This is a genomic window from Undibacterium sp. RuRC25W, from assembly GCF_049339825.1.
GTDB lineage: Bacteria > Pseudomonadota > Gammaproteobacteria > Burkholderiales > Burkholderiaceae_D > Undibacterium.
In genome coordinates, this window is record NZ_JBMPPD010000012.1 from 54,407 (window position 1) to 75,125 (window position 20,719).

Consider the following 20,719-nt stretch of genomic DNA (forward strand, 5'->3'; position numbering starts at 1 on the left):
TTACGTCCTCCAGCAACGGTCTGCCCACGCGCAGAACTTGCATTCGAAATGGGTGGAATCGGTGAACGAGCGCGGCAGCAGTTCCCCCGCCTCACTGGCCGTGATCACGCGTGCGGCGCGATCAGACATGCGCTGTGCCAACCCCGCATCAAACGGGATCAGCTCGGCGTAGATCTCCATCGTGTCGGCGTTGACGGCGGTGAACAGTGCCGGGTGTTCGTGCAACTCGAGATAGCTCTGGTACAGCGCGATCTGCGCTGCATAGACGGGCTTGGATACCGCCAGCTTGTGTTTCTCGACATCGCGCCAGGACTTGGCACCAAGGCATTTGTTCTCCCACAGCGATGGGTAGGCAAAGCCATCCGGTCCAGAGATCAGCACGCCATCGACGTGGCCACGCAGGCGACCACCGGCCACCGAAAATCCGAACTGGTGGCCATTGGCGTCCTCGGTCTTGAGTTGGAAACCCGCCATGCGCAACCAGCGGATCACCATGTCCTCGGTGCGGTGGCCGCGTTCGAAGATGCGCAGCAGACGGCCGGAGAAACCTTTGCCGTGATCCACGGGTGCCTTGGCGTACTCGTACTGGAGTTGCCGCTCGCAGGCTGCGCCCAGACGCGACGCGCCCAGGTACTCGCGCGGCGGAGTGGCATCCCGTTCGGCTTCCAGCGCAATGTCGAACAGTTCCTGCAGTCGGCCCGAGAGACTGGCCGATGAATTGAAATCGATCATGGCGACGTCTCCCAAGGCAGGTCGTCCACCATGTCGGCAAACGGGTTCTCGGACAGCGGCGGTACCGACTCGCGGATCGGGTCATTGACCGGCGTCACACCGAGCATGCGCACCGGCGGGTATTTGCTCCGTTCATGCTGCGCGGCCATCTCGTCCACATAGGCTGTGACGATGGCTTCGATCACGGACAGCGCCTCTGCTTCGGAGTAAGCCCCGAGGGGCTTGTCGAAACCGATGGTGGCCGCCGCTTCACCGAAGAACTTGAGGCACATGCGCATGGCGGCTTTTTCCAGGGGCGTGGCATCAACCATGGCGGCCTCCGGTGGCAGACCCTGGTCCAGCGCACGGGTCCAGGACCCGTACAGCGTGTGAAACGCGTCCTGGCAGCGGCATGAGCAAAACACCCAGTCGATCGGGTAACGCCGGGGGTCGCCCACCCGGTGCCGGTTTTCCGTATGGCCGAAGCCGCGTGCCTGACGTGAGCAGACCCAGCATTTCATGGCGGGCTCGCATCACTGTGCCCACGCCGGTTTGCCGGTCGCAGAGGGTTGGGCTGCACGCGCCGGGGCAGCGAATGCCGGGGTCGCTTGTGCAGGGGCGCCGGAATTGCCACCACCCGTCGGGCTCTTGGGCACGCCACCCATCAATGCCGCGTAATCTTTGTGATCTGGTTCGATCGCGATCTTCACTACATTGCGGTCTTCACCCTTGGAGTCCTTTTCCACGTCGACCCGGGCGATGAATTCGATGCCGTCCAGATCGGCAAAACTGTTGATCCGGCGTGCGGCCGATGCCTGCGGCGTGTTGTCCTGTGGATGGACATTGCGTGAGCTGTTGAGCGCGGCGCGGATGAAACTGCGTCCCATCTGACCCCAGGTCGGACCCTTTGCGGAGTGCAGGCCGACGTTCGACCACATCTTGCGTTTGGCGAATGGCCCGCCGGTGACGACGAATTCGCAGGCGAGGTACACCGCGCCGGTGTCAAAGGACTCGGTGGCATACCCGCCGGTCCAACCCTGGCTGTGGTCGTCATGGCCACCCGGTTTGATGGTCATGCGCAGCGGCACGACGCTGCCCTTGGGGATCAGGTCGAATGCGCCGTGCTGGGCTTCGGCGTCGTTGAAATCGTTCCAGTTGCTGGCTGTATTGGCGTTCATGATGGGTCCTTGATTGATGGGGTCAGCAGTACGGGTGCGACCGGGGCCGGTTGTTGGCCCAGGCACTTGGCGATGAGTTTTCCGAGGTGGGGCTCCTCGATGGCGTCCAGCCGACCGCTGCGGTCCTTGCTGGGGTAACCGAACGGGTTGTCGGCGCGGGTGACAAAACCCCGGTAGTTGGTGCCGTCGTCGGCCTTGAGGATGGCCAGCGTCACGACCTCATCAAGCACGCCGGGCAACTCGAGCGCGGTCTTGCTGCCTTCCAGTTGCAGCTGGTAGAAGCGCCGGTTGAAGTCATCCATCTTCTCTTCGAGGATGGCGACATAGATGACGTGCTTGTCGCGGACATGCTGCAGGTGCGTGAGCGCGGTGATCATTTTCTGACCCAGCTGTCCATACGCGCCTCGGCTGTCGGGCTTGCCGGTCTTCTCGCTGAAGGCCTGCGGCTGGGTCTTGCACCAGGCAAAGCACAGGCGCGAGAGCACGGTCAGGCTGTCAACAAAGTAGGTGTCGTACTTGGCCAGCTGCGTCGGATCGCCAAACTTGGTGCAGACGTGCTCGAAGTGCGCCTGCGAGAAAGCCTGCTCAGCGCTGGCGGTCGGCATGGGCCCGGCCAGGAACACCACCAGATCGCGGAACTCCGGCCAGGTGCGCGGACGCACCGTGTCGCCGGTCCAATCCCGCACCGACAGGTCGCCGGCCTCGAGATCCACGAACAGGGTGGTGCCGGCCGGCAGCGTGCGCAATTGGGAGGTTTTGCCGACGCCAGCCGGGCCGACCAATGCGACCTTGGCGCTGTGACGTTCCTTGAGCCGTTCTTCGGCGGAGATGATTGGCAGTGCCATCACGCCACCTCGCGGATCAGATCGGTCACGGCCGGATTCCAGAGAATCTGGTAGCCGGAATGTCCGTTGCGCGAGAACGGCAGCGCTTCTGCCCACTGCTGGCCGGCGTCGGTCAGCTCCCATTCGTCGCGGTCGTTCTTGAACTGAAAGCCCAAGGACTGCAGCCGTGTGTTGGTGGCACGCGCCGACATGTCCACACGTTCACCGACCTGCGTGGGATTGAGACTGCAGATTGGCTCGTTAGCCGCCGGCAGTACCTTGCGCAGGGATTCGACGGCCAGACCCGTATTCTCATGAATCACGGTCAGCGTCGCCGCCATGGCAATACCGGGTTTCACCCCGGGCACGCGGGCGATGGCCTCGCCGATCGACAGGAGGGCGTTGACCTTGTCCTGCGTAGGAGCGGGCAATGCAGCAACCGACCCGACTGACGCATACGACCCGGTTTTTCGGATGGAAGGCAGCACTTCGTGGGTGACCCAGCGCTTGAAGCGTTTGGCTTCGGGCTTGCGACTGCCCAGCACCAGATTGAACAGGCCGGACTCGTTCACGACGGTCATGTCCTGCGGGCCGCCAGGGGTGTGAATTGAATTCACCCCCTTTTCGTCATCGTCGAGACGCTCCAGCGCTTTACGGTCGAGGTTCAGCGTAGACAACACATCGGCTGCGACAAACGCCGGTTCGCCGTTGTCACCCATGACGACACGTACATTACTGGATTCAAAGTTGAAGGCGACGAGTTGGTTCATTTCGTCACCCCCACGGCGATATCGCCAACCGTTTCGGCACCCGGGTAGGTGTGCTCACGCGCAAGCGTGTACAGCGCTTCGAGAGCATTGCGGCGGCGATGAATCGCCGAGCTTTCGCGGTTCAGGGACTGGATCGCAAACGCAACCTCGTCGAGGGTGGCGTCCAGCAAGGGTTTCTCGACCGTGTTGCCGTAGCGGTCCTCGTAGCGGATGCTGGTGGCAAGGTGCTCGCCGACGAAGCCGCCGAGCTTGGCCTGAAGTGTTTGATGCAGGGTTGGGGTTTTCATTCTTGGTTCTCCTGTACAAGGGCAAGGCGATAACTGGCTTTGCCGGGTTTGACGGTGCGGGCCTTGGCGAACGTTTCCTTCAGAGTCGAAGGCCAGGCGTTGAAGCGGGACTCGGAAATCGAGTAGTCGATGTCGATGAAGTCAGCGACCTTGTCGCCGGTGGCAGCGATGCGTTGGGCGAAATCGGCCAGTGCGGCTTGATCCCACGCCACGCGCTTGGAGACATCGGCGGTGATTCGCAGCGGACCGTCGGTGAAGTGGACGGCGCCGAAATCCTTGCCAGCGTCGAGTCGGGTGGCGCGTGCCTGCTCGCCATAGGATTGCTCCATTGCGGCATCGAACTTGGCGCGCGCCTTCTTCAGCCAATCGATGGCGGTGTCGAGGTTGTGGTTGATTTCCTGCTTCTGGGCTGGGGACAACGCCGCCAATTGGCTTACAGACATCTCGGCAATGTCGGCGGGGAAGATGGTCATGTCGGTCATGGTCATCTCCCTCACTGGTACGCACGAGCGAAGGTCGAGTGGCGCGAGACGCGACGCTCGAAGGCCTCGATTTCGGAAATCAGGTAGGTGACACGAGCCCCGAGCTTGCAGAAGACGGGGCCGAGTTGTTCCTGGCGCCAGCGGCGCAGGGTTTTGACAGAGAGCCCCCAGCGGACGGCGAGCTCGTTTTCGTCAAGGGCGATGCGGGTGACTGTGTCCGGATTCGGACGGGTAAAATTTTTACTGCGTTGAACAGAGGGGGTTTGATTTTGCATTTGGAGCACTCCTTTCGTTGAAGTGCTCCTATTACCTCGCGTATCACCCTGCGATATTTCGCAGTAATCCCGCTGAAATCACGCAGAAATTACATGGCCGATTTCCTCAGACGATTTCCGGCTCGGCGGAAATCGCGTCTGTTTCCTCTGCTACAACCTGCTGATCTGGAGTGCCGATGTTTAACTCCCACAAACGTGACTTCGCCTTGCCGTTGGCACCACGGAGGTAGGTCTGCCATTCCGGCGCGCCACGGAAAAGCTCGGCCATCGTTCGGAACGTAACCCCAGACGCCGCTTCGATCTGCGGCCGTGTCCACTTACGCCGACCGGATTCCCAACTGTTCACGAAGACCTCGACCACGTCGATCCATTCCTTTTTGTCAGCGTCCAGGGGTCTGACCACGGGCCCACCAGCACACCGCTGCGTGCGTCGTCCTTTATCAGACGCGGCACATCGGTCACGATGGCAGCGTTCTGGCGGCGGCGCACCTCACCATCGACCCGAGACAGGTCAATCGAAACCTGCCCGTTAACCTCCTGCACCAAGGTGTCAAGCGATACGACAATTCCGGGGCCAAGGTATCGGCGCGATAAGCCCGGCGTGGTGGTCAGTACGATCGTCAAGCCCAGACTCGACTGCCGCAGCTCAGTGTCCATTTTATCGGCGTGCTTGGCCTCCCAGAGGCGCGACACGAGCGCGACGGGCAGACGCTGATCGCCCATGCGATAGTTGCCGAGCACGTAGGGTTCCTGTTCATCCACTGTCAGCGGTACGTCGACAAGTTGCTGTCTGAGCACTTGATCTAGCCGTTCGCGCAGATAGGATTTGTCGACCGTGTACCGGCACAGGTCTCCTTCGGAAAGCTCATAACGCTCACCCGTGAGCTCGTCCTGGGCCCAGGTGTTGGCGCTGTTGAAATTCACCTTGAGGCGTCGGAAGCCCTGTTGATCGTCATCACCATCGACGGGTAGGGTGATGTATTCACCTGGCGTTTTCTTCTTCAGCAGCCCCTTGGTCACAAGATCGGTCACAGGCAGGTCAAGCGCCATCAGCAAGTGACCGTCAACCTCATCAACAGCAAGATCAAGCAGCTTCATCTCGGCGCGGAACAGCGCCAAGTCCGCACCAACCTTGGCCGGTTCGACGCGTGTCCTGACGCCAAGCGAGGTCAAAATATCTTCGCCGCACCGACGCATCCGAGGGTCGGGAAACGTTAGCAGATTGCAGGAACCGCGCTGACCAATCGTGATGTCGAGGGCGCGATTTTCTTCCTCGCCATCAAATCGGATCACGAACGACAGCTTTGCCTCCAGCACGGAGCGGCAACTCGACAATGGGTTGCGCTCGCCAAAGTGCTGATCAGAAACTCCCCAGACGTTGTCGTTACCATTAAGCGCCAGCGTAATGCTGTGACGCGTATGGCCAAGCGTCACCGATAACGACGAAATCCACCCATCCAAAATTACGGCACCAGTGGCCTTTGCCGATTTGAGATCCACAGCCTTCTTGAACATTGACAGCTCGTAATTGACGGCATCCACCGGCTGTTTGGACAGAGGCTTCTCGAAACCGATCGCCGCAAATTGGTCCGCTAGACGTTTGGCGGTGTTTTGCTTGTCGGATAACACGTGCACTTTGTTTTCGGCGGGGTCGTACACCAGCGTTGCCTCAAGCGCGGGCGTGAATAGGAACAGGTCGCGCCGTCGGTCCTTCATCTGGCGCAGCAACTTCATCTTGCCTGGGTGATAGACGACCAGATAGTGGAGCCGGCGCTTCCCGGTTTCGTCGCCGTCATCCATCTCAAAATGGATGACCTCGCAGCTTTTCTTGGACTCGTCATCAAGACCGAGAATTTCACCGACACCCTCGTGCAGCTTTTCCGCGACCTCCGGTGTCCACACAAAATCGCGTCCGTCGCCGTCTCTCACGGTGAATCCGAGAAATTTTTTATGCCCGTGAAAGTGATGTGTGAGGTAGATGGTTTCTATCTGATCGAAGATACGCTGGGCTTTCACACGCAGCCAGATCAGGCGGGTCATCGCATCCGCCGTTTTTTCAAACGTGCCGATCTCCGGATGATTCTCGAATTCGATTTCCCTGAAGGCGTGCTCCAGCATTTCCTCAGTGCGAAAGTGCAGCAATTGAAGGAGTCGCACTGCCTCTTGGTCAGCGATCGTGATGTCTTCTCGTTTGACCGAAGGCATGGCCTCAAGCAGATCGGCACGGGCCAGGGGTTCTGGTTTGGACGTGTCGATAACACCCAGGAATGCAAATTTATCGACATGCGCCAGCAACGTAATTGACCTCACCGTTGCTGAATTGATCAGATCCGCGATGTGCTTGCTATTTTTTTGCGATTTCTTAGCCACTCAATGCTCCTTGAACAATACTGAGCGGCCGTCCTCCCTTTGATGGATGCCCCCAGCGTCAGATGTCTGTCACGGGATGATTCCCAACCTGATTTTGGTTTTGATGCTGGACAGCCAGTCGTCCCGGTATTGCAGGGCAAGGGCATCGAGATTGACCCGCCCGACGCCAGCTTTTCGAGCCAGATCCTCCAGCGAGCTCATGCAGTCGAGCCAGCCCAGCCCATTCGAGGCCACCAGAGCCGCCTTGTCAGCTGTCGTGACCACGATGACCTGAGAAGGCAGCAGTTTGTTGGCGAACAGCCAAGCAAAGAGATGCTTCTCACCATCGTCGAGCGTGCCGCACGACGGGTTGCTCAAGACCAGGGTCGCGAGTTCCTTGCGGGTGACCGAATGCCGGCCGGCAAGTCCTGCATTCAGGGCGGCTGGCGAAACCGCAACGTGGCGGGGATCACCAGGATTGCCGGTCAGTGTTTCTTCAACGCACTTCTCTACCGTCTCGATGGCGAAATGGTTGCTGATGGCCGTCCAGCACCCCGTGCGGAACGATTCGAGAATGACATTGGTGTCCGCGAAAACTCGGATTTTCGGCATACGTTGCTCACCTCACAGCTCAAACGGTGCAGTGAGGTCGTACTGAGCAAACAGCTCGGTCAACCCGCCTAAACCAAGACCCATTGCCTTTGCCGCTTTACGGGCCGACAGTCTTCCGTTCTCCAGAGCCTCGTGAAGCATCTTCACGAAAGTCGGTGAGAACCGCTTTGGCGGACCTGACACCGATGCCCGCTGCTTTTCTTGCGAAAGGGCGCGCCGGGTGTCGACACCGATGAGCTTGAGGTTGAACAGTCGCCATGCCAGCGTGACAGGTGCAACCCGTAGCAGAGCTGCAACTTCACAGAGATGCGCGATATCGTCGAGACGACCGCGTTCAATCAGTTTGTCAAGGGATGCAGCCGGCATCAGCAGCGTGGCGGCGAAGCTATTTGCCAGTTGCTCAATGCGCTTGCCTTTATTGCGGTCTTCGATGGAATTAGATTCCCGGTGCTCGGGTTTCATTGCATCCCAAGTCAGCGCATGAAATAGCTCATGAGCCAAATCAAAAAATCTGCGGGCTTCGCTCTCATTCCGATTGATCAAAATGACGCCCATCTCCTCAAGGTGACAGGTCGCCCCCGAGATGGATTGGCCATCGGCAGCGTCGATCGTATCGACGAACAGCACCGGAATGTCCAGTTCGCGCTCAATCTTGTCGATCAGGCTTTCGGCCGGGATGACACCTAAATCAAGCTCGGCAACCAGACTCTCCGCGCGCTCCTGGGCATCCTCGTAGGACGATTGAGCGGATAGCCGCAGTGCGCGTTTGAGCACACTTGCCCGACTGTCGCGCTGCTCTCGTAACCACCGAAGCAAACCAATCCACTGGCCGGCCTTGATCTCGAACCCATCCAGACCATCCTCTGGCACCTCGGGCGCGGCCCGCCAAGAAAACTGTGCCTCGCCGGCGACGGCAAACGGGTCGATGAAGAACTCAAGATCACGGTCAAGCAAGTCGGACAACGCCAACATTTCTTCTGGCTTGAGCGAGCGCTTCCCGTTCTCAATGTCAGAAACCGACTGCCGGTCGTTGAGCCCCAGGCCTTGAGTGAGTTGATCTTGTGTCCAGCCTTTGGCCTCACGCGCCGCTTTGACGCGGAAGCCGATTAGCTTTTGCGAGATTTTTTCGAACATGGCTGTGACCTCCTAAATCGGTATTTTATTCTTGCAAAACACAAAAAGCAAGAATTTATTGCGTTCTTAGTATTGCATGGTTTTGATTTACCCTGCATTGCCATCCTCTTCGGGGGATCGGGCTCAGTATTCATGACTGTTGCTATTCCTTGGAGCCGTCATGAAGAACCTCGAACTCGCATCTCCTCGGGAGATGAGCGCCAGCGCCCGTGCTGGCGAAATCACCACCATCCTTGCAGCCGCCATCGTCCGCACCCTCGTCGCAGACAATCCAAAACAGAGAGCAGAAGGACTTGTCTTCCTGCCCGACCAGAGCGTTCATACAACTCCCTATCAACAGGAGAAAATGTGATGAACGAAAAACAAGCATCCGTCGCAGCGCGGATTGCCGAACTGGCCTGCCTGCCGATGGCCGAACTCTGGTCGCTGTGGGATCGGTACTTCACGCGCCGCCCGGACTATCCAAACCGCACGCACGTCGAGTCCCGCATCGCTTACAAACTGCAAGAAGACGCCTTCGGCGGGCTCGCGCCCGAAACGAAGCAGCGTCTGGAAGCCATCGGCGCGAAGCATTCCAAAATCAAGTTGCGCGCCAAACCGCGCGAGTTCAATTTCGCGCCCGGCACGATCATTTTGCGCGAATGGGCCGAGCGGGAGCACCGCGTCACCGTCACCGCCGAAGGGCTTTTTGATTATGAAGGGCGTGCCTTCAAAAGCCTGACAGCCGTTGCGCGACACATCACCGGCGCCCACCAGAGCGGCCCCTTGTTCTTCGGCCTGGCTGGCAAGCGGGGTGCGTTATGAGCGAAATTGCCAACAGCAAGCCGCGCAAACGCTGCGCAGTCTACTGCCGTGTGTCCTCGGATGAGCGGCTCGACCAAGAGTTCAACTCCATTGATGCTCAGAAAGAAGCCGGTCACGCCTATGTTGCCAGCCAGCGCAGCGAGGGCTGGATTTCGATTGCTGACGACTACGATGACCCTGGTTTCTCCGGCGGCAACACCGAGCGACCAGGGCTCAAGCGGTTGCTGGCCGACATCGGACGGGGGCTGGTCGATATCGTCGTGGTCTACAAAATCGATCGCCTGACACGCAGCCTGGCCGACTTCTCCAAGATGGTCGAGGTGTTCGAGCGCCACGACGTGTCGTTTGTCTCGGTCACCCAGCAGTTCAACACCACCACGTCCATGGGACGATTGATGCTGAACGTGCTGCTGTCCTTCGCCCAGTTCGAACGCGAGGTCACCGGCGAGCGTATTCGCGACAAGATCGCGGCGGCCAAGCGCAAGGGGATGTGGATGGGCGGTGTGCCGACTCTGGGCTACGACGTCGAGAATCGTTTGCTGGTCATCAACGAGACTGAGGCAGCTGTGGTACGCCGCATCTTTGAGGAGATGCTGACCATCGGCTCGCCGACGCAGATTGCCGCCGACCTGACCGCCGAGGGCATTACCACCAAGGCATGGACGACGCAGGAAGGCCAGATCCGCACCGGGACGCAAATCGACAAGAAGTACCTGCACAAGCTGCTGCGCAATCGCATCTTCCTTGGCGAGATTTCTCACAAGGGGAAATGGTTCCCCGGCGTACACGCCGCCATCATCGACAACGGTCTGTGGGATCGCGTACACGCGGTGCTGTCCAAGGATTCGCACGGCCGGTCGGTGGAAACCAAAATCCGGTCGCGCACCGACGCGCTGCTGCGCGGCTTGCTTTACGCGCCGTCTGGCGAGCGGATGTACCCAACCTACTCGCGCAAAAACGGACGCAAGTACCACTACTACGTGTCCAAATCCGAGAGCAGATTCGGCGCGCCAGGCAAAGGTTATGAGCGTCTGCCGGCACCGGAAATCGAGGCGGCGGTGATCGCCCAGATTCGAACTGTGCTGACCAGCCCCGAATCTATCGCGTCGGTGGTGCGGTTTATCCAGCGCAACGGGGCTCAGATTGATGAGGCTACAACTGTCATGGCGATGGGCAGGCTGAACAACGTGTGGGATCAGTTGTTCCCGGTCGAGCGCCACCGCATAGCCAATCTGATGATCGAGCGGATCGACCTCGTCCATGTTGGCGAGGTGCAGGGCATCAAGGTGAAGTGGCAAGAGCTGGGCTGGAATAGCCTGGTCGGCGAGTTCGCCCCTCGCGGAATCGGCGCGGAATTACTGGAGGTCGAGGGATGATGGACGACTCACTGGAAACCTTCGTGCCGCTGGCATTCCACCGTCGCGGCGCGCGGCGGGTTGCCTCTGACCATCGCCATGTCCATGACGTAACCCTGCTGGAAGGTGTGGCGCGGGGGTTTTACTGGCAGCACCTCGTGGATACGAATGTGATGAAGAGCGGGTCGGATGTCGCGCGGGCGGAAGGGCTGCACTCGTCCGTGCCCAACGAGCTGATGCGCCTGACATTGCTCGCGCCAGACATCATCGATCTGTTGATGACTGGGCGGCAGCCACGCCGGATGAATTTGATCTGGTTCCAACGCAATCCGCTGCCTGTGAGCTGGGAAGCGCAGCGGCAGATATTGAAGCGCTTTGAGGAGGACGCATGAGCAAGAAGCACCGTGGCCGGATCAAGGGTGAACCGGTCACCTATCAACTGCCGACCCCGGCGGGCGGCGTGCAACTGGAAACCTTTGTGCCCTGGACGTTGGTGAAACGGGGCATCAAGATGCAAGTCATTACGCCACTCGACGCGCCTCAGGAATTCTTGCCAGAAGCACACCGAGAGCGGCTGGCTCGCGAATTGACGCAGGACACCGCGCTGCTGCGTGCCCTCGGGCTGGCCTATCACTGGCAGCGGTTGCTGGACGAGCAGAGGGTTGGCACGGTGGCCGAGATCGCGGAGGCCGAGGGCATAGACGTGACACAGGTGCGCCGCATAATGCGGCTGACCCTGGTGGCCCCTGAGGTCGTGGAAAGATTAGTCAGTGCGCCAGACGTCGTGTTGGAACAAGTAATGCGCCGTCCCTTACCCAATGTCTGGCGCGATCAGACGCGGGTGTTCGCGCCGACGGTGTGACGCATCAGTACCAGCGCCGGAAACCGCCTCGGGGCGGTCATTTCTCATTCGTAGCCCATCCCTAACTTCTGGGCCTCATTCGCAAGATCTTCCAACGCACGTAAGCGCTCGGGATCAATTCGCTGGCGCTGCTCGTAGGCCTCTGCGCGCTGCCTAAGATCCCTCAGTCGACAATTCCGAGCATCGCTAGCCCCATCCTTGGACAAGGTTTCGATCGCCTGCAGCACCGATTCATACTCGGTCTGGGACCGAATCGGCATTACATCCTTCACGTCCTTCATTGGCACTCCTCGTTGTATTGCGTCATGGTGCGCCCAGTCTGGATATTAGCCAAGCAATGAAAAGACGTACCGATTGTCGGCCGCTTTCACCAATTCTCAATCTCAACTGCTACAGCAGTTTTCAACTACAACCGCCCGGCTCCAAACCCGCGCCAGCAAAGGAAATGCCCTCGCGCACGCTCGCGAGACCACCAGAGAAAAAAGACAACAGAGAGCACCGGATTGGGTCGAAAACGACTGGTCGCCCAGCTTAACGCGCGCGAGGCAACGGCCCGAAACCGCGCCAACACTGGGGCTTCGGGCAAAAAAAATCCCAACCGATAAGAGTTGGGATTTCAAATAATGGTGGAGTCGGCGGGAATCGAACCCGCGTCCAGAAGCACTCTACAGACAGTTCTACATACTTAGTGCTGCCATTTGATTTAATCTTGACGACGCGGACGCACACGCTGCGGCAAGACGAGTTACCTATTATTTAATCCTGAGCCAAGTAACCCGACTCAAGACGATTCCATATGAATGTCCTTACTGCTGTTGCCAGCCCACCCTATGGACGAGGTAGTGTAAGGTTAGCCGGTATTAAGCGGCTAATGCGTACGAGTTATCGTTTGCAGTTATAAATTTCAGATTGTATTTACGAGGTAGTCTGGCCTCGGTATGCCCTGCACTGCTTTGCAACCCCTGTCGAAACCTGGTCGACCCCTAAGCCTTGCTAGTATACCTCAATAATGGGGATGAAAGCAGAGGATTCAAGTGCCAATTGCTGTTCAGGCTCTTGTGCGGACAAGTTCCAGTAATTCTTGGGGGGTGTTGAGTACTACGTCTGCTTCCCAGTGTTGTGGTTCCGTCGTTCCACAATAACCCCACGCGGCTGCGATACTCAGCATGCCTGCGGCTTTTGCGGCTTGGATATCACGCAAATCATCGCCAACATACCAGCAGTGCTGCGCGTCGATAGCGAGCTGCCTAGCCGCCTCTAAGAGCGGCGCAGGATGAGGTTTGGCGTGTGGTGTCGTGTCACCAGAGATAACGCAGCGGGCTTGTTTAAGATCAAGCAGTGGCACTAAGGCATTGGTGAAGCGCATGGCCTTATTTGTGACGATGCCCCAAGGTAGCTGCAATGCGTCTAATCCGCTCAATAGTGTCGGTATTTGTTCAAAAAGTTGACTGTGAATCGCAATAGCCGACGCGTATTGATTCAAAAACTCGATACGCATTACCTCGTATTCAGGAGCATCTGGCGTTACATTAAAACCTGCACCGATCAGCCCTCGCGCACCAGCAGATGCAAAGGGGCGCAGATGTTCATAGGGGGCGTGGGCGAGTTGACGGTTGCTACGCATGACATTGACTGCCGCGGCCAGATCTGGAGCGGTGTCCGCGAGAGTGCCATCGAGGTCAAATAAGATTGCTTTTGGTGTTTGCATGGAATCAGAAAGAATGATTCAGGTGCTGCGCATCAAGAAACTGACAGCGCCTGAATATATGAGAGCGGCGCTTTATCAGACTGGCTTTGTACAGGCAATCATGTAATTGACACTGGTGTCATTATTGAGTGAGTACATCTTGGTCAGTGGGTTGTAGCCAAGGCCTTTCATTACATGCAAATCTAAACCGGCGTTACGAACGTCTTGCGTCAGCTCCGCTGGGGTGATGAATTTAGCATAGTCGTGCGTTCCTTTTGGAAGTAACTGCAAGACGTATTCGGCACCAATAATTGCAAACAAGTAGGATTTGATATTGCGATTTAAGGTGGAAAAGAAGACGTGACCGCCAGGTTTGACCATCTTTGTGCATGCACGAATGATTGATGCTGGATCAGGGACGTGTTCGAGCATTTCCATGCAAGTGACGACATCAAATTGTCCAGGCTCTAGTTCTGCCATTTCTTCCGCGGGGATTTTTTTGTAGCGGACCGACACGCCAGATTCTAGACCGTGCAGATCGGCGACTTTAAGTGCTTTGTCAGAGAGATCGATCCCCGTAACGGTAGCGCCTTTTTTTGCCATGGATTCGGCAAGGATACCGCCGCCGCAGCCGACGTCAATAACGTTTTTGCCTGCTAATGGAATGCGTTGGTTGATCCATTCAAGACGCAAAGGATTGATTTCGTGAAGCGGACGGAACTCAGAGGTCGGGTCCCACCAGCGATGGGCGAGTTCACTGAATTTTTGAATTTCTGCTGGATCTGCGTTGATGGTAGACATGATGTAATCACTCTGGCACAAAGTGTGAATGGCAAAGAGCGTATTGTAGGCGATTCGGACACTTGCCGCATTAGCCGGCATCAATCTGGAAAGTGACAGACGGGGAAAAGGAGTTGTGGATGGGAGAGAGAAGGGAAGGGAGAAATAAAAAACCCCGCATTTGCGGGGTTTTTCAATAAATAAACCTGAGTTTAATTATTTAGTTACTGTGTGAGTACCAACAACTTCGATCTCTACACGGCGGTTTTTAGCACGGCCTTCTGCTGTTTTGTTGTCAGCAACAGGTTGTTTTTTGCCTTTGCCTTCTGTGTACACGCGGTTAGCTTCGATACCTTTAGTTACCAGGTACGCTTTAACTGCTTCTGCGCGACGGATGGACAATTTTTGGTTGTATGCATCTGTACCAACAGAGTCAGTGTGACCAACAGCAACAACAACTTCCAGGTTGATCTCTTTCAACTTAGCAGCCATGTCATCCAGTTGTTTCTTGCCTTCTGGTTTCAATACGGCTTTGTCGAAATCGAACAATGCGCTAGCAGCGAAAGTAACTTTTTCAGAAGTTGGCGCTGGAGCAACTGGTTTTGGTGCTGGTGCAGGCGCAACAACTGGTGCTGGATCTGGAGCAGGTGCTGGAGCAGCTTCTTTAACCAATGGTGCATCGCAACCTGGAACCGCATCAGCTGGTGTCCAGTAGCCAGTGCGCCAGCACAGACCAAACGGATCTCTAGCGATTACACCACGGCCGTCTTGAACGTAGCCGCTTTTTGGTGTGCTTGCTTTGATGTCTTGTTGTGCGGATGCAGAAAAAGAAGCCACTGCGGACGCTGCGATAACGAGCTTAACTAAAATTTTCATATTTCTCCTCTCGGGTGAGATTGAATTACCGCAGATAAACTGCGCAAAATGCTGCATAAAACCGGATGATACCACGTGCTTGATAACAATACCATTTCGTCAAACAGGCTTTTACCATTGATTGATATTTTGCCATAGATAAAAGGTGTATAGGTGTTCTTGTTAATTCATTAAAGCAACGAACGTAAAACTATGTCGTGTATTGGCAACGAAATGCCGGATGTTTGTTGATTTTAGGCTAATTTTAATCGAGTTTGAATAAGTTTCTTGAATTGTAAATCATTGTTTTGGCTCTCCTTGTGTTGTTATCCGGAGTGAATTTGTCGCTGTTTTTTATGTCATGCAATTGAGATTGGAGAAAGTGCTGAGGTTTTTTTTGTGTCGGAATGTAACCTTGGTCACTTTATGGACGCTTTTTTAAGGGGTGTTAAGTCATTCAAGGCTTGTTTTGCTGCGGCGCGATATTCGAGTCTGCTTTTCAACTGAATCAGCTGAAAGTTGTCAGGGATGCTTGATTGATGTGCTGAAACGCTATTTTGTGCCGCTTCAGGGGCTTGAGCATGTTAGAATCAAGAGTTAAACGCTACATCAATTAATGCCGTAAGGTTGCTTAAAAGCTGAATCTCAGTTTGAGTAACAACGTCATTTAAGAAGATGGCGTCATCATTTAACCAAGCTCTAATTTGCCGGCCTGCCAATGGATCAATTCGCAAAAGAAACACTCCCGATTTCCCTTGAAGAAGAAATGCGCAAGAGCTACCTCGATTACGCGATGAGCGTGATCGTAGGTCGAGCCTTGCCGGACGTGCGTGATGGCTTAAAGCCTGTACACCGCCGCGTGTTGTTCGCGATGCATGAAATGAACAACGTCTACAACCGCCCTTTTGTGAAATGCGCGCGCGTTGTCGGTGAAGTCATGGGTAAGTATCACCCGCATGGTGATGCTTCTATTTACGACACGCTGGTGCGTATGGCACAGGACTTCTCTTTGCGTTATACCTTAGTCGATGGTCAGGGCAACTTCGGTTCTGTCGACGGTGATAATGCTGCAGCGATGCGTTATACCGAGTGTCGCCTCGATAAGATCGCTAATGAAATTCTGGCTGACATCGAAAAAGAAACGGTCGATTTTGTCCCTAACTATGACGGTAAAGAAAAAGAGCCGTCTGTTTTGCCGACACGCATTCCTAACTTGCTCATCAACGGTGCTTCCGGTATCGCGGTCGGGATGGCAACCAATATCCCTCCGCACAACATCACTGAGGTCATCAACGGTGCTTTGCATGTGCTGCGTAACGCCGATTGCACGATCGATGAGCTGATTGAAATCATTCCTGCACCAGATTTCCCGACCGCCGGTATTATTTATGGCGTGTCAGGTGTTCGTGATGGCTATCGTACCGGTCGTGGTCGCGTCGTCATGCGCGCGAAAACGCACTTTGAAGAATTCGGTAAAGACAATCGTACAGCGCTGATCGTTGACGAGTTGCCATACCAAGTTAATAAAAAATCGCTGCTCGAACGCATTGCAGAATTAGTGCGCGACAAAAAGCTCGAAGGTATTTCAGATATCCGTGATGAATCGGATAAATCTGGTATGCGCGTTGTGATCGAGTTGAAACGTGGCGAAGTGCCTGACGTAGTGCTGAATAATCTGTACAAACAAACGCAGTTGCAAGACACGTTCGGTATGAACATGGTGGCGTTGGTGAATGGTCAACCAAAACTGCTGAATCTGAAGCAAATGTTGGAATGCTTCTTGTCACATCGTCGCGAAGTCGTGACGCGCCGCACTGTATTTGAATTGCGTAAAGCACGCGAACGTGGTCATGTTCTGGAAGGTTTGGCGGTTGCTTTGGCTAACATCGATGATTTCATCGCGATTATCAAGGCAGCTCCAACGCCTCCGATTGCGAAGCAAGAGTTGATGACACGTGCATGGGATAGCTCCATGGTACGTGAGATGCTGACACGCACAGCAGCAGATAATCCTGCAGGCATCGTTTCTTTCCGCCCAGAGAATTTACCTGCGCATTACGGTATTCAAAATGACGGTTTATACAAATTGTCTGATGACCAGGCGCAAGAAATCCTGCAAATGCGTTTGCAACGCCTGACTGGTCTGGAACAAGACAAGATTGTTAATGAGTACAAAGAGGTGATGGCAGAAATCGCTGATTTGCTCGATATTCTGTCTAAGCCAGAACGCGTCACAACCATCATCACTGATGAGCTAACCTTGGCGAAAAATGAATACGGCGAAGGCAATAAAGATGTTCGTCGTTCAGAAATTACGCACAATGCTACTGATCTCGAAACTGAAGATTTAATTACGCCGCAAGATATGGTTGTGACCTTGTCACACACCGGTTATATGAAGTCGCAGCCGCTGTCCGAATACCGCGCACAAAAACGCGGCGGTCGCGGCAAGCAAGCGACAGCAACTAAAGACGATGACTGGATCGAACAATTATTTGTGGCGAACACGCATGATTACATTCTGTGCTTCAGTAATCGCGGTCGTCTGTACTGGTTAAAAGTCTGGGAAGTACCACAAGGCTCACGCTCGTCGCGTGGCAAACCTATTGTGAATATGTTTCCGCTGCAAGATGGTGAAAAAATTACCGTGATCTTGCCGTTGTCAGGTGATAACCGTAGCTTCCCTGAAGATCATTACGTCTTTATGGCAACCAGCCTTGGTACTGTAAAGAAAACACCATTAACTGATTTCAGTAATCCACGTAAAGCCGGCATTATTGCAGTAGACTTGGATGAAGGCGATTTCTTGATTGGTGCAGCGTTGACCGATGGTAAGCATGACGTGATGTTGTTCTCTGATTCTGGTAAAGCAGTTCGCTTTGATGAAAACGATGTGCGTCCGATGGGTCGTACGGCGCGTGGCGTTCGTGGCATGAATCTGGACGAGTCACAGCAAGTGATTGCATTACTGGTTGCTGAAAATGAACAGCAATCGGTATTGACCGCAACTGAAAATGGTTTCGGAAAACGTACGCCAATCACAGAGTACACACGCCATGGTCGCGGTACGAAAGGCATGATTGCGATTCAGACTTCTGAGCGTAACGGTAAAGTGGTTGCTGCAACGCTGGTAGAAACTACTGACGAAATTATGCTGATCACGACAGGTGGCGTATTGATTCGTACACGGGTATCAGAAATCCGTGAAATGGGTCGTGCAACGCAAGGTGTGACACTGATTGCTGTTGAAGATGGTACGAAACTGTCTGGCTTGCAGCGTATCGTCGAAACGGATGCTGACCCTGATGTACCAGGATCAGTTGATGCTAGTGAAAACGAAGTTGATGTAACCAGTGCAGCCTCAGGTTCTGATACAGATACAGCGGAGTAAAGTATGACGGTCATCTACAATTTTTCAGCCGGTCCCGCGGTATTGCCGCAAGAGGTATTGCAGCAAGCCGCTGCCGAAATGTTAGATTGGCATGGTAGCGGTATGTCTGTCATGGAGATGAGTCATCGCGGCGCGGAATTCATGTCCATCATGGATGCCGCGCAGCAAGATTTGCGTGATTTGCTGGCAGTGCCAGCCAATTACAAAATCCTGTTTTTGCAAGGTGGCGGTCTGGGTGAAAACGCCATCGTACCGATGAACCTGATGGGTGCGCGTCCTGATGCGACGATTGATTTTGTGCATACGGGTTCTTGGAGTGGTAAATCTATCAAAGAAGCGCAAAAGTACGGCAAAGTGAATATTGCCGCTTCATCCGCTGATAATGGTTTTACCTGTGTTCCGGCGCGTGACAGCTGGAAGCTGACACCAGATGCCGCTTACGTGCATTTGTGTACCAACGAAACCATTGATGGTGTTGAATACCATTTTGCTCCTGATGTCGCTGCCGATACCAACGGTGCGCCGATTGTTGCTGATATGTCTTCGCATATTTTGTCGCGCCAGATTGATGTGAGTCGTTATGGTGTGATTTTTGGCGGTGCGCAGAAAAATATTGGTCCTGCAGGTTTAACGATTGCGATTGTGCGCGAAGACTTATTGGGGCACGCCTTGCCTTACTGCCCGTCTGCATTCGACTGGAAAATCATTGCCGATAACGGCTCCATGTACAACACGCCACCGACGTATGTGATTTACATTGCGGGCCTGGTATTCCAGTGGCTCAAGCGCCAAGGTGGTGTGGCAGCGATGGAAGAAAGAAACGTTGCGAAGGCACGTTTGCTTTACGATTATCTGGATTCAACGGATTTCTATGAAAACCGTGTGGAAAAAGAATTCCGCTCTCGGATGAACGTTCCTTTTTATCTCAACGATGAGTCCCTTAATGCCAGTTTTCTTGCCGCTGCCAAAGCGCGGGGTTTGCTGCAATTGAAAGGGCATAAGTCTGTTGGCGGGATGCGTGCGTCAATCTACAATGCAATGCCAATCGACGGTGTGCAGGCGCTGGTTCAGTTTATGCAAGACTTTGCGCGAACATCACGTTCGTAGTCACATTAAACTCACGCCAAACGGCAGCCTTTTCTGAGCATGGTATCCCCCATCACCTGGAAACCGTAGTGCTGCCGATCCAGACCAAAAGTCTGGCATGAATGCGTAACATATCACGCAGCTCACTTTCGTGTGAGCTGTCAATACAATGATCAAACACGGTTTTTAGGTGCAGCATGAGCGATAATAAATTACTCCCATTACGTCAAAAAATTGATGCTATCGATGCACAGATTTTAGATCTGTTGAATCAACGGGCATGCGTTGCCGAAGAAGTTGGGCACGTCAAGGCAGAAACCAATGCACCTGTGTTTCGTCCAGAGCGCGAAGCACAGGTATTGCGTAGCGTCGCCGAGCGCAATCCCGGTCCTTTATTAAGTGACGATATTCAACTGATTTTCCGTGAAATTATGTCGGCTTGTCGTGCGCTTGAGCGTCGCGTTGTCGTGGCATTTTTAGGACCTGTCGGCACATTCAGTGAACAGGCCGTGTATAAACAGTTTGGTCACGCGATTCAGGCATTGCCATGTGTGTCGATTGATGAAGTATTCCGTGCGACTGAAGCTGGCACTGCTGACTTTGGCGTTGTGCCTATTGAAAATTCCTCGGAAGGGGCAATCAACCGCACCCTCGATTTGCTGTTGCAAACCAGCCTGTCCATTAGTGGCGAGTTAGCGATTCCTGTGCAGCATAGTCTGATGAGTAAATCAGGCAACATGGAAGGGATCAGCCGCATCTGCGCGCACTCTCAAGCGCTTGCGCAATGTCAGGCGTGGCTCAATCAACACTATCCACATATTGAACGTCATGCTGTCGCGTCTAACGCGGAAGCAGCAAGAATGGCGAGTGGTGACTTTACGGTTGCTGCCATCGCTAGTGAAATCGCTGGGCAGCAATACAACTTAGGTATTGTGAGCGCACATATTCAGGACGATCCACATAACCGTACACGTTTTGCCGTCGTCGGACGATTGCATACAACGCCGAGCGGTAAGGACCAGACCTCGATCGTGCTGGCAACGCCAAACAAAGCGGGTGCGGTCTATAATTTGCTCGCACCATTGTCCAAGCACGGAGTATCAATGACTCGCTTTGAATCTCGTCCGGCACGAACTGGTAACTGGGAATATTATTTCTACGTTGATGTTGAGGGGCACGTACAGGATGCCAAAGTAGCTGCAGCCATGGCTGATTTGAACGATAAAGCGGCTTTCTTCAAAATTCTGGGTTCTTACCCTTGTACTCTGTGAGTGAGC

Annotated in this window: 24 protein-coding genes and 1 other RNA gene; 8 read left to right on the forward strand and 17 right to left on the reverse strand. The window is 54.8% G+C overall.

The window, feature by feature from the left end:
- The 12 genes from ACO0KV_RS07665 to ACO0KV_RS07720 all read right to left on the reverse strand — a co-directional run bounded on the left by ACO0KV_RS07665 (position 1) and on the right by ACO0KV_RS07720 (position 8,622).
- Complete coding sequence (locus ACO0KV_RS07665; protein WP_423041508.1) at positions 1–732, reverse strand: PD-(D/E)XK nuclease family protein; 732 nt, start codon at positions 730–732, stop codon at positions 1–3.
- Entirely contained in the window at positions 729–1,232 is a 504-nt protein-coding gene (locus ACO0KV_RS07670; protein ID WP_423041510.1) for a DUF6511 domain-containing protein, read from the reverse strand. The genes ACO0KV_RS07665 and ACO0KV_RS07670 overlap by 4 nt, the downstream gene beginning before the upstream one ends.
- Before the next feature lie 12 nt (positions 1,233–1,244).
- Positions 1,245–1,889: a hypothetical protein gene (locus ACO0KV_RS07675; RefSeq protein ID WP_423041512.1), complete on the reverse strand. Its 645-nt coding sequence runs from the start codon at positions 1,887–1,889 to the stop codon at positions 1,245–1,247.
- The gene (locus tag ACO0KV_RS07680; protein ID WP_423041514.1) at positions 1,886–2,734 is read right to left on the reverse strand and encodes an ATP-binding protein; all 849 of its coding nucleotides are present in this window, start codon (positions 2,732–2,734) and stop codon (positions 1,886–1,888) included. Before ACO0KV_RS07680 ends, ACO0KV_RS07675 begins: the two co-directional genes overlap by 4 nt.
- Entirely contained in the window at positions 2,734–3,483 is a 750-nt protein-coding gene (locus ACO0KV_RS07685; RefSeq protein ID WP_423041516.1) for a BRO-N domain-containing protein, read from the reverse strand. The genes ACO0KV_RS07680 and ACO0KV_RS07685 overlap by 1 nt, the downstream gene beginning before the upstream one ends.
- Complete coding sequence (locus ACO0KV_RS07690) at positions 3,480–3,770, reverse strand: hypothetical protein (protein ID WP_423041518.1); 291 nt, start codon at positions 3,768–3,770, stop codon at positions 3,480–3,482. The genes ACO0KV_RS07685 and ACO0KV_RS07690 overlap by 4 nt, the downstream gene beginning before the upstream one ends.
- The gene (locus ACO0KV_RS07695; protein WP_423041520.1) at positions 3,767–4,252 is read right to left on the reverse strand and encodes a hypothetical protein; all 486 of its coding nucleotides are present in this window, start codon (positions 4,250–4,252) and stop codon (positions 3,767–3,769) included. Before ACO0KV_RS07695 ends, ACO0KV_RS07690 begins: the two co-directional genes overlap by 4 nt.
- 11 nt (positions 4,253–4,263) lie before the next feature.
- Complete coding sequence (locus tag ACO0KV_RS07700; RefSeq protein ID WP_423041522.1) at positions 4,264–4,527, reverse strand: helix-turn-helix transcriptional regulator; 264 nt, start codon at positions 4,525–4,527, stop codon at positions 4,264–4,266.
- A 106-nt stretch (positions 4,528–4,633) separates the two neighbouring features.
- Complete coding sequence (locus ACO0KV_RS07705; RefSeq protein WP_423041524.1) at positions 4,634–4,873, reverse strand: hypothetical protein; 240 nt, start codon at positions 4,871–4,873, stop codon at positions 4,634–4,636.
- A complete protein-coding gene (locus ACO0KV_RS07710; RefSeq protein WP_423041526.1) occupies positions 4,870–6,897 on the reverse strand; it encodes a hypothetical protein in 2,028 nt (675 codons plus the stop codon). Before ACO0KV_RS07710 ends, ACO0KV_RS07705 begins: the two co-directional genes overlap by 4 nt.
- Positions 6,898–6,966: 69 nt before the next feature.
- Entirely contained in the window at positions 6,967–7,488 is a 522-nt protein-coding gene (locus ACO0KV_RS07715) for a hypothetical protein (RefSeq protein WP_423041528.1), read from the reverse strand.
- A 12-nt stretch (positions 7,489–7,500) separates the two neighbouring features.
- The gene (locus ACO0KV_RS07720; RefSeq protein WP_423041530.1) at positions 7,501–8,622 is read right to left on the reverse strand and encodes an ImmA/IrrE family metallo-endopeptidase; all 1,122 of its coding nucleotides are present in this window, start codon (positions 8,620–8,622) and stop codon (positions 7,501–7,503) included.
- A gap of 160 nt (positions 8,623–8,782) precedes the next feature.
- Between ACO0KV_RS07720 and ACO0KV_RS07725 the strand changes: the two genes are divergently transcribed.
- Genes ACO0KV_RS07725 through ACO0KV_RS07745 form a run of 5 tightly spaced genes read left to right on the forward strand, consistent with a single transcriptional unit; the run spans position 8,783 to position 11,643 of the window.
- On the forward strand, positions 8,783–8,974 hold the full coding sequence (locus tag ACO0KV_RS07725; RefSeq protein ID WP_423041532.1) for a hypothetical protein: 192 nt from the start codon (positions 8,783–8,785) through the stop codon (positions 8,972–8,974).
- A complete protein-coding gene (locus ACO0KV_RS07730) occupies positions 8,974–9,426 on the forward strand; it encodes a DUF2924 domain-containing protein (protein WP_423041534.1) in 453 nt (150 codons plus the stop codon). The genes ACO0KV_RS07725 and ACO0KV_RS07730 overlap by 1 nt, the downstream gene beginning before the upstream one ends.
- Positions 9,423–10,802: a recombinase family protein gene (locus tag ACO0KV_RS07735; RefSeq protein WP_423041536.1), complete on the forward strand. Its 1,380-nt coding sequence runs from the start codon at positions 9,423–9,425 to the stop codon at positions 10,800–10,802. The genes ACO0KV_RS07730 and ACO0KV_RS07735 overlap by 4 nt, the downstream gene beginning before the upstream one ends.
- Positions 10,802–11,173 carry a site-specific recombinase resolvase gene (locus ACO0KV_RS07740; protein WP_423041594.1) on the forward strand — a complete coding sequence of 124 codons (372 nt, stop codon included), beginning with the start codon at positions 10,802–10,804 and terminating at the stop codon, positions 11,171–11,173. The genes ACO0KV_RS07735 and ACO0KV_RS07740 overlap by 1 nt, the downstream gene beginning before the upstream one ends.
- On the forward strand, positions 11,170–11,643 hold the full coding sequence (locus ACO0KV_RS07745) for a hypothetical protein (RefSeq protein WP_423041538.1): 474 nt from the start codon (positions 11,170–11,172) through the stop codon (positions 11,641–11,643). Before ACO0KV_RS07740 ends, ACO0KV_RS07745 begins: the two co-directional genes overlap by 4 nt.
- 44 nt (positions 11,644–11,687) lie before the next feature.
- On the opposite strand, the gene ACO0KV_RS07750 is transcribed toward ACO0KV_RS07745, so the two are convergent.
- The 5 genes from ACO0KV_RS07750 to ompA form a co-directional block, all read right to left on the reverse strand.
- A complete protein-coding gene (locus ACO0KV_RS07750; protein ID WP_423041540.1) occupies positions 11,688–11,903 on the reverse strand; it encodes a hypothetical protein in 216 nt (71 codons plus the stop codon).
- Between the two features lie 364 nt (positions 11,904–12,267).
- Positions 12,268–12,627, reverse strand: a transfer-messenger RNA (tmRNA) gene (gene ssrA / locus ACO0KV_RS07755).
- Positions 12,628–12,691: 64 nt separating this feature from the next.
- Positions 12,692–13,351, reverse strand: coding sequence for an HAD family hydrolase (locus tag ACO0KV_RS07760; RefSeq protein ID WP_423041542.1), 660 nt, complete (start codon positions 13,349–13,351; stop codon positions 12,692–12,694).
- Between the two features lie 75 nt (positions 13,352–13,426).
- A complete protein-coding gene (ubiG, locus tag ACO0KV_RS07765) occupies positions 13,427–14,131 on the reverse strand; it encodes a bifunctional 2-polyprenyl-6-hydroxyphenol methylase/3-demethylubiquinol 3-O-methyltransferase UbiG (protein ID WP_423041544.1) in 705 nt (234 codons plus the stop codon).
- A gap of 195 nt (positions 14,132–14,326) precedes the next feature.
- Positions 14,327–14,986: an outer membrane protein OmpA gene (ompA, locus tag ACO0KV_RS07770; protein WP_423041546.1), complete on the reverse strand. Its 660-nt coding sequence runs from the start codon at positions 14,984–14,986 to the stop codon at positions 14,327–14,329.
- A 697-nt stretch (positions 14,987–15,683) separates the two neighbouring features.
- Between ompA and gyrA the strand changes: the two genes are divergently transcribed.
- The 3 genes from gyrA (at position 15,684) to pheA (ending at position 20,713) form a co-directional block, all read left to right on the forward strand.
- Positions 15,684–18,356, forward strand: a complete 2,673-nt coding sequence (gene gyrA, locus ACO0KV_RS07775; protein WP_423041548.1) for a DNA gyrase subunit A — start codon at positions 15,684–15,686, stop codon at positions 18,354–18,356.
- 3 nt (positions 18,357–18,359) lie between these two features.
- Positions 18,360–19,463: a 3-phosphoserine/phosphohydroxythreonine transaminase gene (gene serC, locus ACO0KV_RS07780; RefSeq protein ID WP_423041550.1), complete on the forward strand. Its 1,104-nt coding sequence runs from the start codon at positions 18,360–18,362 to the stop codon at positions 19,461–19,463.
- A 176-nt stretch (positions 19,464–19,639) separates the two neighbouring features.
- Entirely contained in the window at positions 19,640–20,713 is a 1,074-nt protein-coding gene (pheA, locus tag ACO0KV_RS07785; RefSeq protein WP_423041552.1) for a prephenate dehydratase, read from the forward strand.
- Positions 20,714–20,719 lie beyond the last annotated feature (6 nt).

Bases quoted from the DNA above. Each gene is read 5' to 3' on its own strand.
- ACO0KV_RS07675 (WP_423041512.1), bottom strand. From the start codon at position 1,889: ATGAACGCCAATACAGCCAGCAACTGGAACGATTTCAACGACGCCGAA.
- ACO0KV_RS07720 (WP_423041530.1), bottom strand. From the start codon at position 8,622: ATGTTCGAAAAAATCTCGCAAAAGCTAATCGGCTTCCGCGTCAAAGCG.
- pheA (WP_423041552.1), top strand. From the start codon at position 19,640: ATGAGCGATAATAAATTACTCCCATTACGTCAAAAAATTGATGCTATC.
- ACO0KV_RS07715 (WP_423041528.1), bottom strand. From the start codon at position 7,488: ATGCCGAAAATCCGAGTTTTCGCGGACACCAATGTCATTCTCGAATCG.
- ACO0KV_RS07750 (WP_423041540.1), bottom strand. From the start codon at position 11,903: ATGCCGATTCGGTCCCAGACCGAGTATGAATCGGTGCTGCAGGCGATC.
- ACO0KV_RS07740 (WP_423041594.1), top strand. From the start codon at position 10,802: ATGGACGACTCACTGGAAACCTTCGTGCCGCTGGCATTCCACCGTCGC.
- ACO0KV_RS07730 (WP_423041534.1), top strand. From the start codon at position 8,974: ATGAACGAAAAACAAGCATCCGTCGCAGCGCGGATTGCCGAACTGGCC.
- ACO0KV_RS07680 (WP_423041514.1), bottom strand. From the start codon at position 2,734: ATGGCACTGCCAATCATCTCCGCCGAAGAACGGCTCAAGGAACGTCAC.
- gyrA (WP_423041548.1), top strand. From the start codon at position 15,684: ATGGATCAATTCGCAAAAGAAACACTCCCGATTTCCCTTGAAGAAGAA.
- ompA (WP_423041546.1), bottom strand. From the start codon at position 14,986: ATGAAAATTTTAGTTAAGCTCGTTATCGCAGCGTCCGCAGTGGCTTCT.
- ACO0KV_RS07700 (WP_423041522.1), bottom strand. From the start codon at position 4,527: ATGCAAAATCAAACCCCCTCTGTTCAACGCAGTAAAAATTTTACCCGT.
- ACO0KV_RS07725 (WP_423041532.1), top strand. From the start codon at position 8,783: ATGAAGAACCTCGAACTCGCATCTCCTCGGGAGATGAGCGCCAGCGCC.
- ACO0KV_RS07690 (WP_423041518.1), bottom strand. From the start codon at position 3,770: ATGAAAACCCCAACCCTGCATCAAACACTTCAGGCCAAGCTCGGCGGC.
- ACO0KV_RS07760 (WP_423041542.1), bottom strand. From the start codon at position 13,351: ATGCAAACACCAAAAGCAATCTTATTTGACCTCGATGGCACTCTCGCG.
- ACO0KV_RS07670 (WP_423041510.1), bottom strand. From the start codon at position 1,232: ATGAAATGCTGGGTCTGCTCACGTCAGGCACGCGGCTTCGGCCATACG.
- ACO0KV_RS07745 (WP_423041538.1), top strand. From the start codon at position 11,170: ATGAGCAAGAAGCACCGTGGCCGGATCAAGGGTGAACCGGTCACCTAT.
- serC (WP_423041550.1), top strand. From the start codon at position 18,360: ATGACGGTCATCTACAATTTTTCAGCCGGTCCCGCGGTATTGCCGCAA.
- ACO0KV_RS07685 (WP_423041516.1), bottom strand. From the start codon at position 3,483: ATGAACCAACTCGTCGCCTTCAACTTTGAATCCAGTAATGTACGTGTC.
- ACO0KV_RS07665 (WP_423041508.1), bottom strand. From the start codon at position 732: ATGATCGATTTCAATTCATCGGCCAGTCTCTCGGGCCGACTGCAGGAA.
- ubiG (WP_423041544.1), bottom strand. From the start codon at position 14,131: ATGTCTACCATCAACGCAGATCCAGCAGAAATTCAAAAATTCAGTGAA.
- ACO0KV_RS07735 (WP_423041536.1), top strand. From the start codon at position 9,423: ATGAGCGAAATTGCCAACAGCAAGCCGCGCAAACGCTGCGCAGTCTAC.
- ACO0KV_RS07695 (WP_423041520.1), bottom strand. From the start codon at position 4,252: ATGACCGACATGACCATCTTCCCCGCCGACATTGCCGAGATGTCTGTA.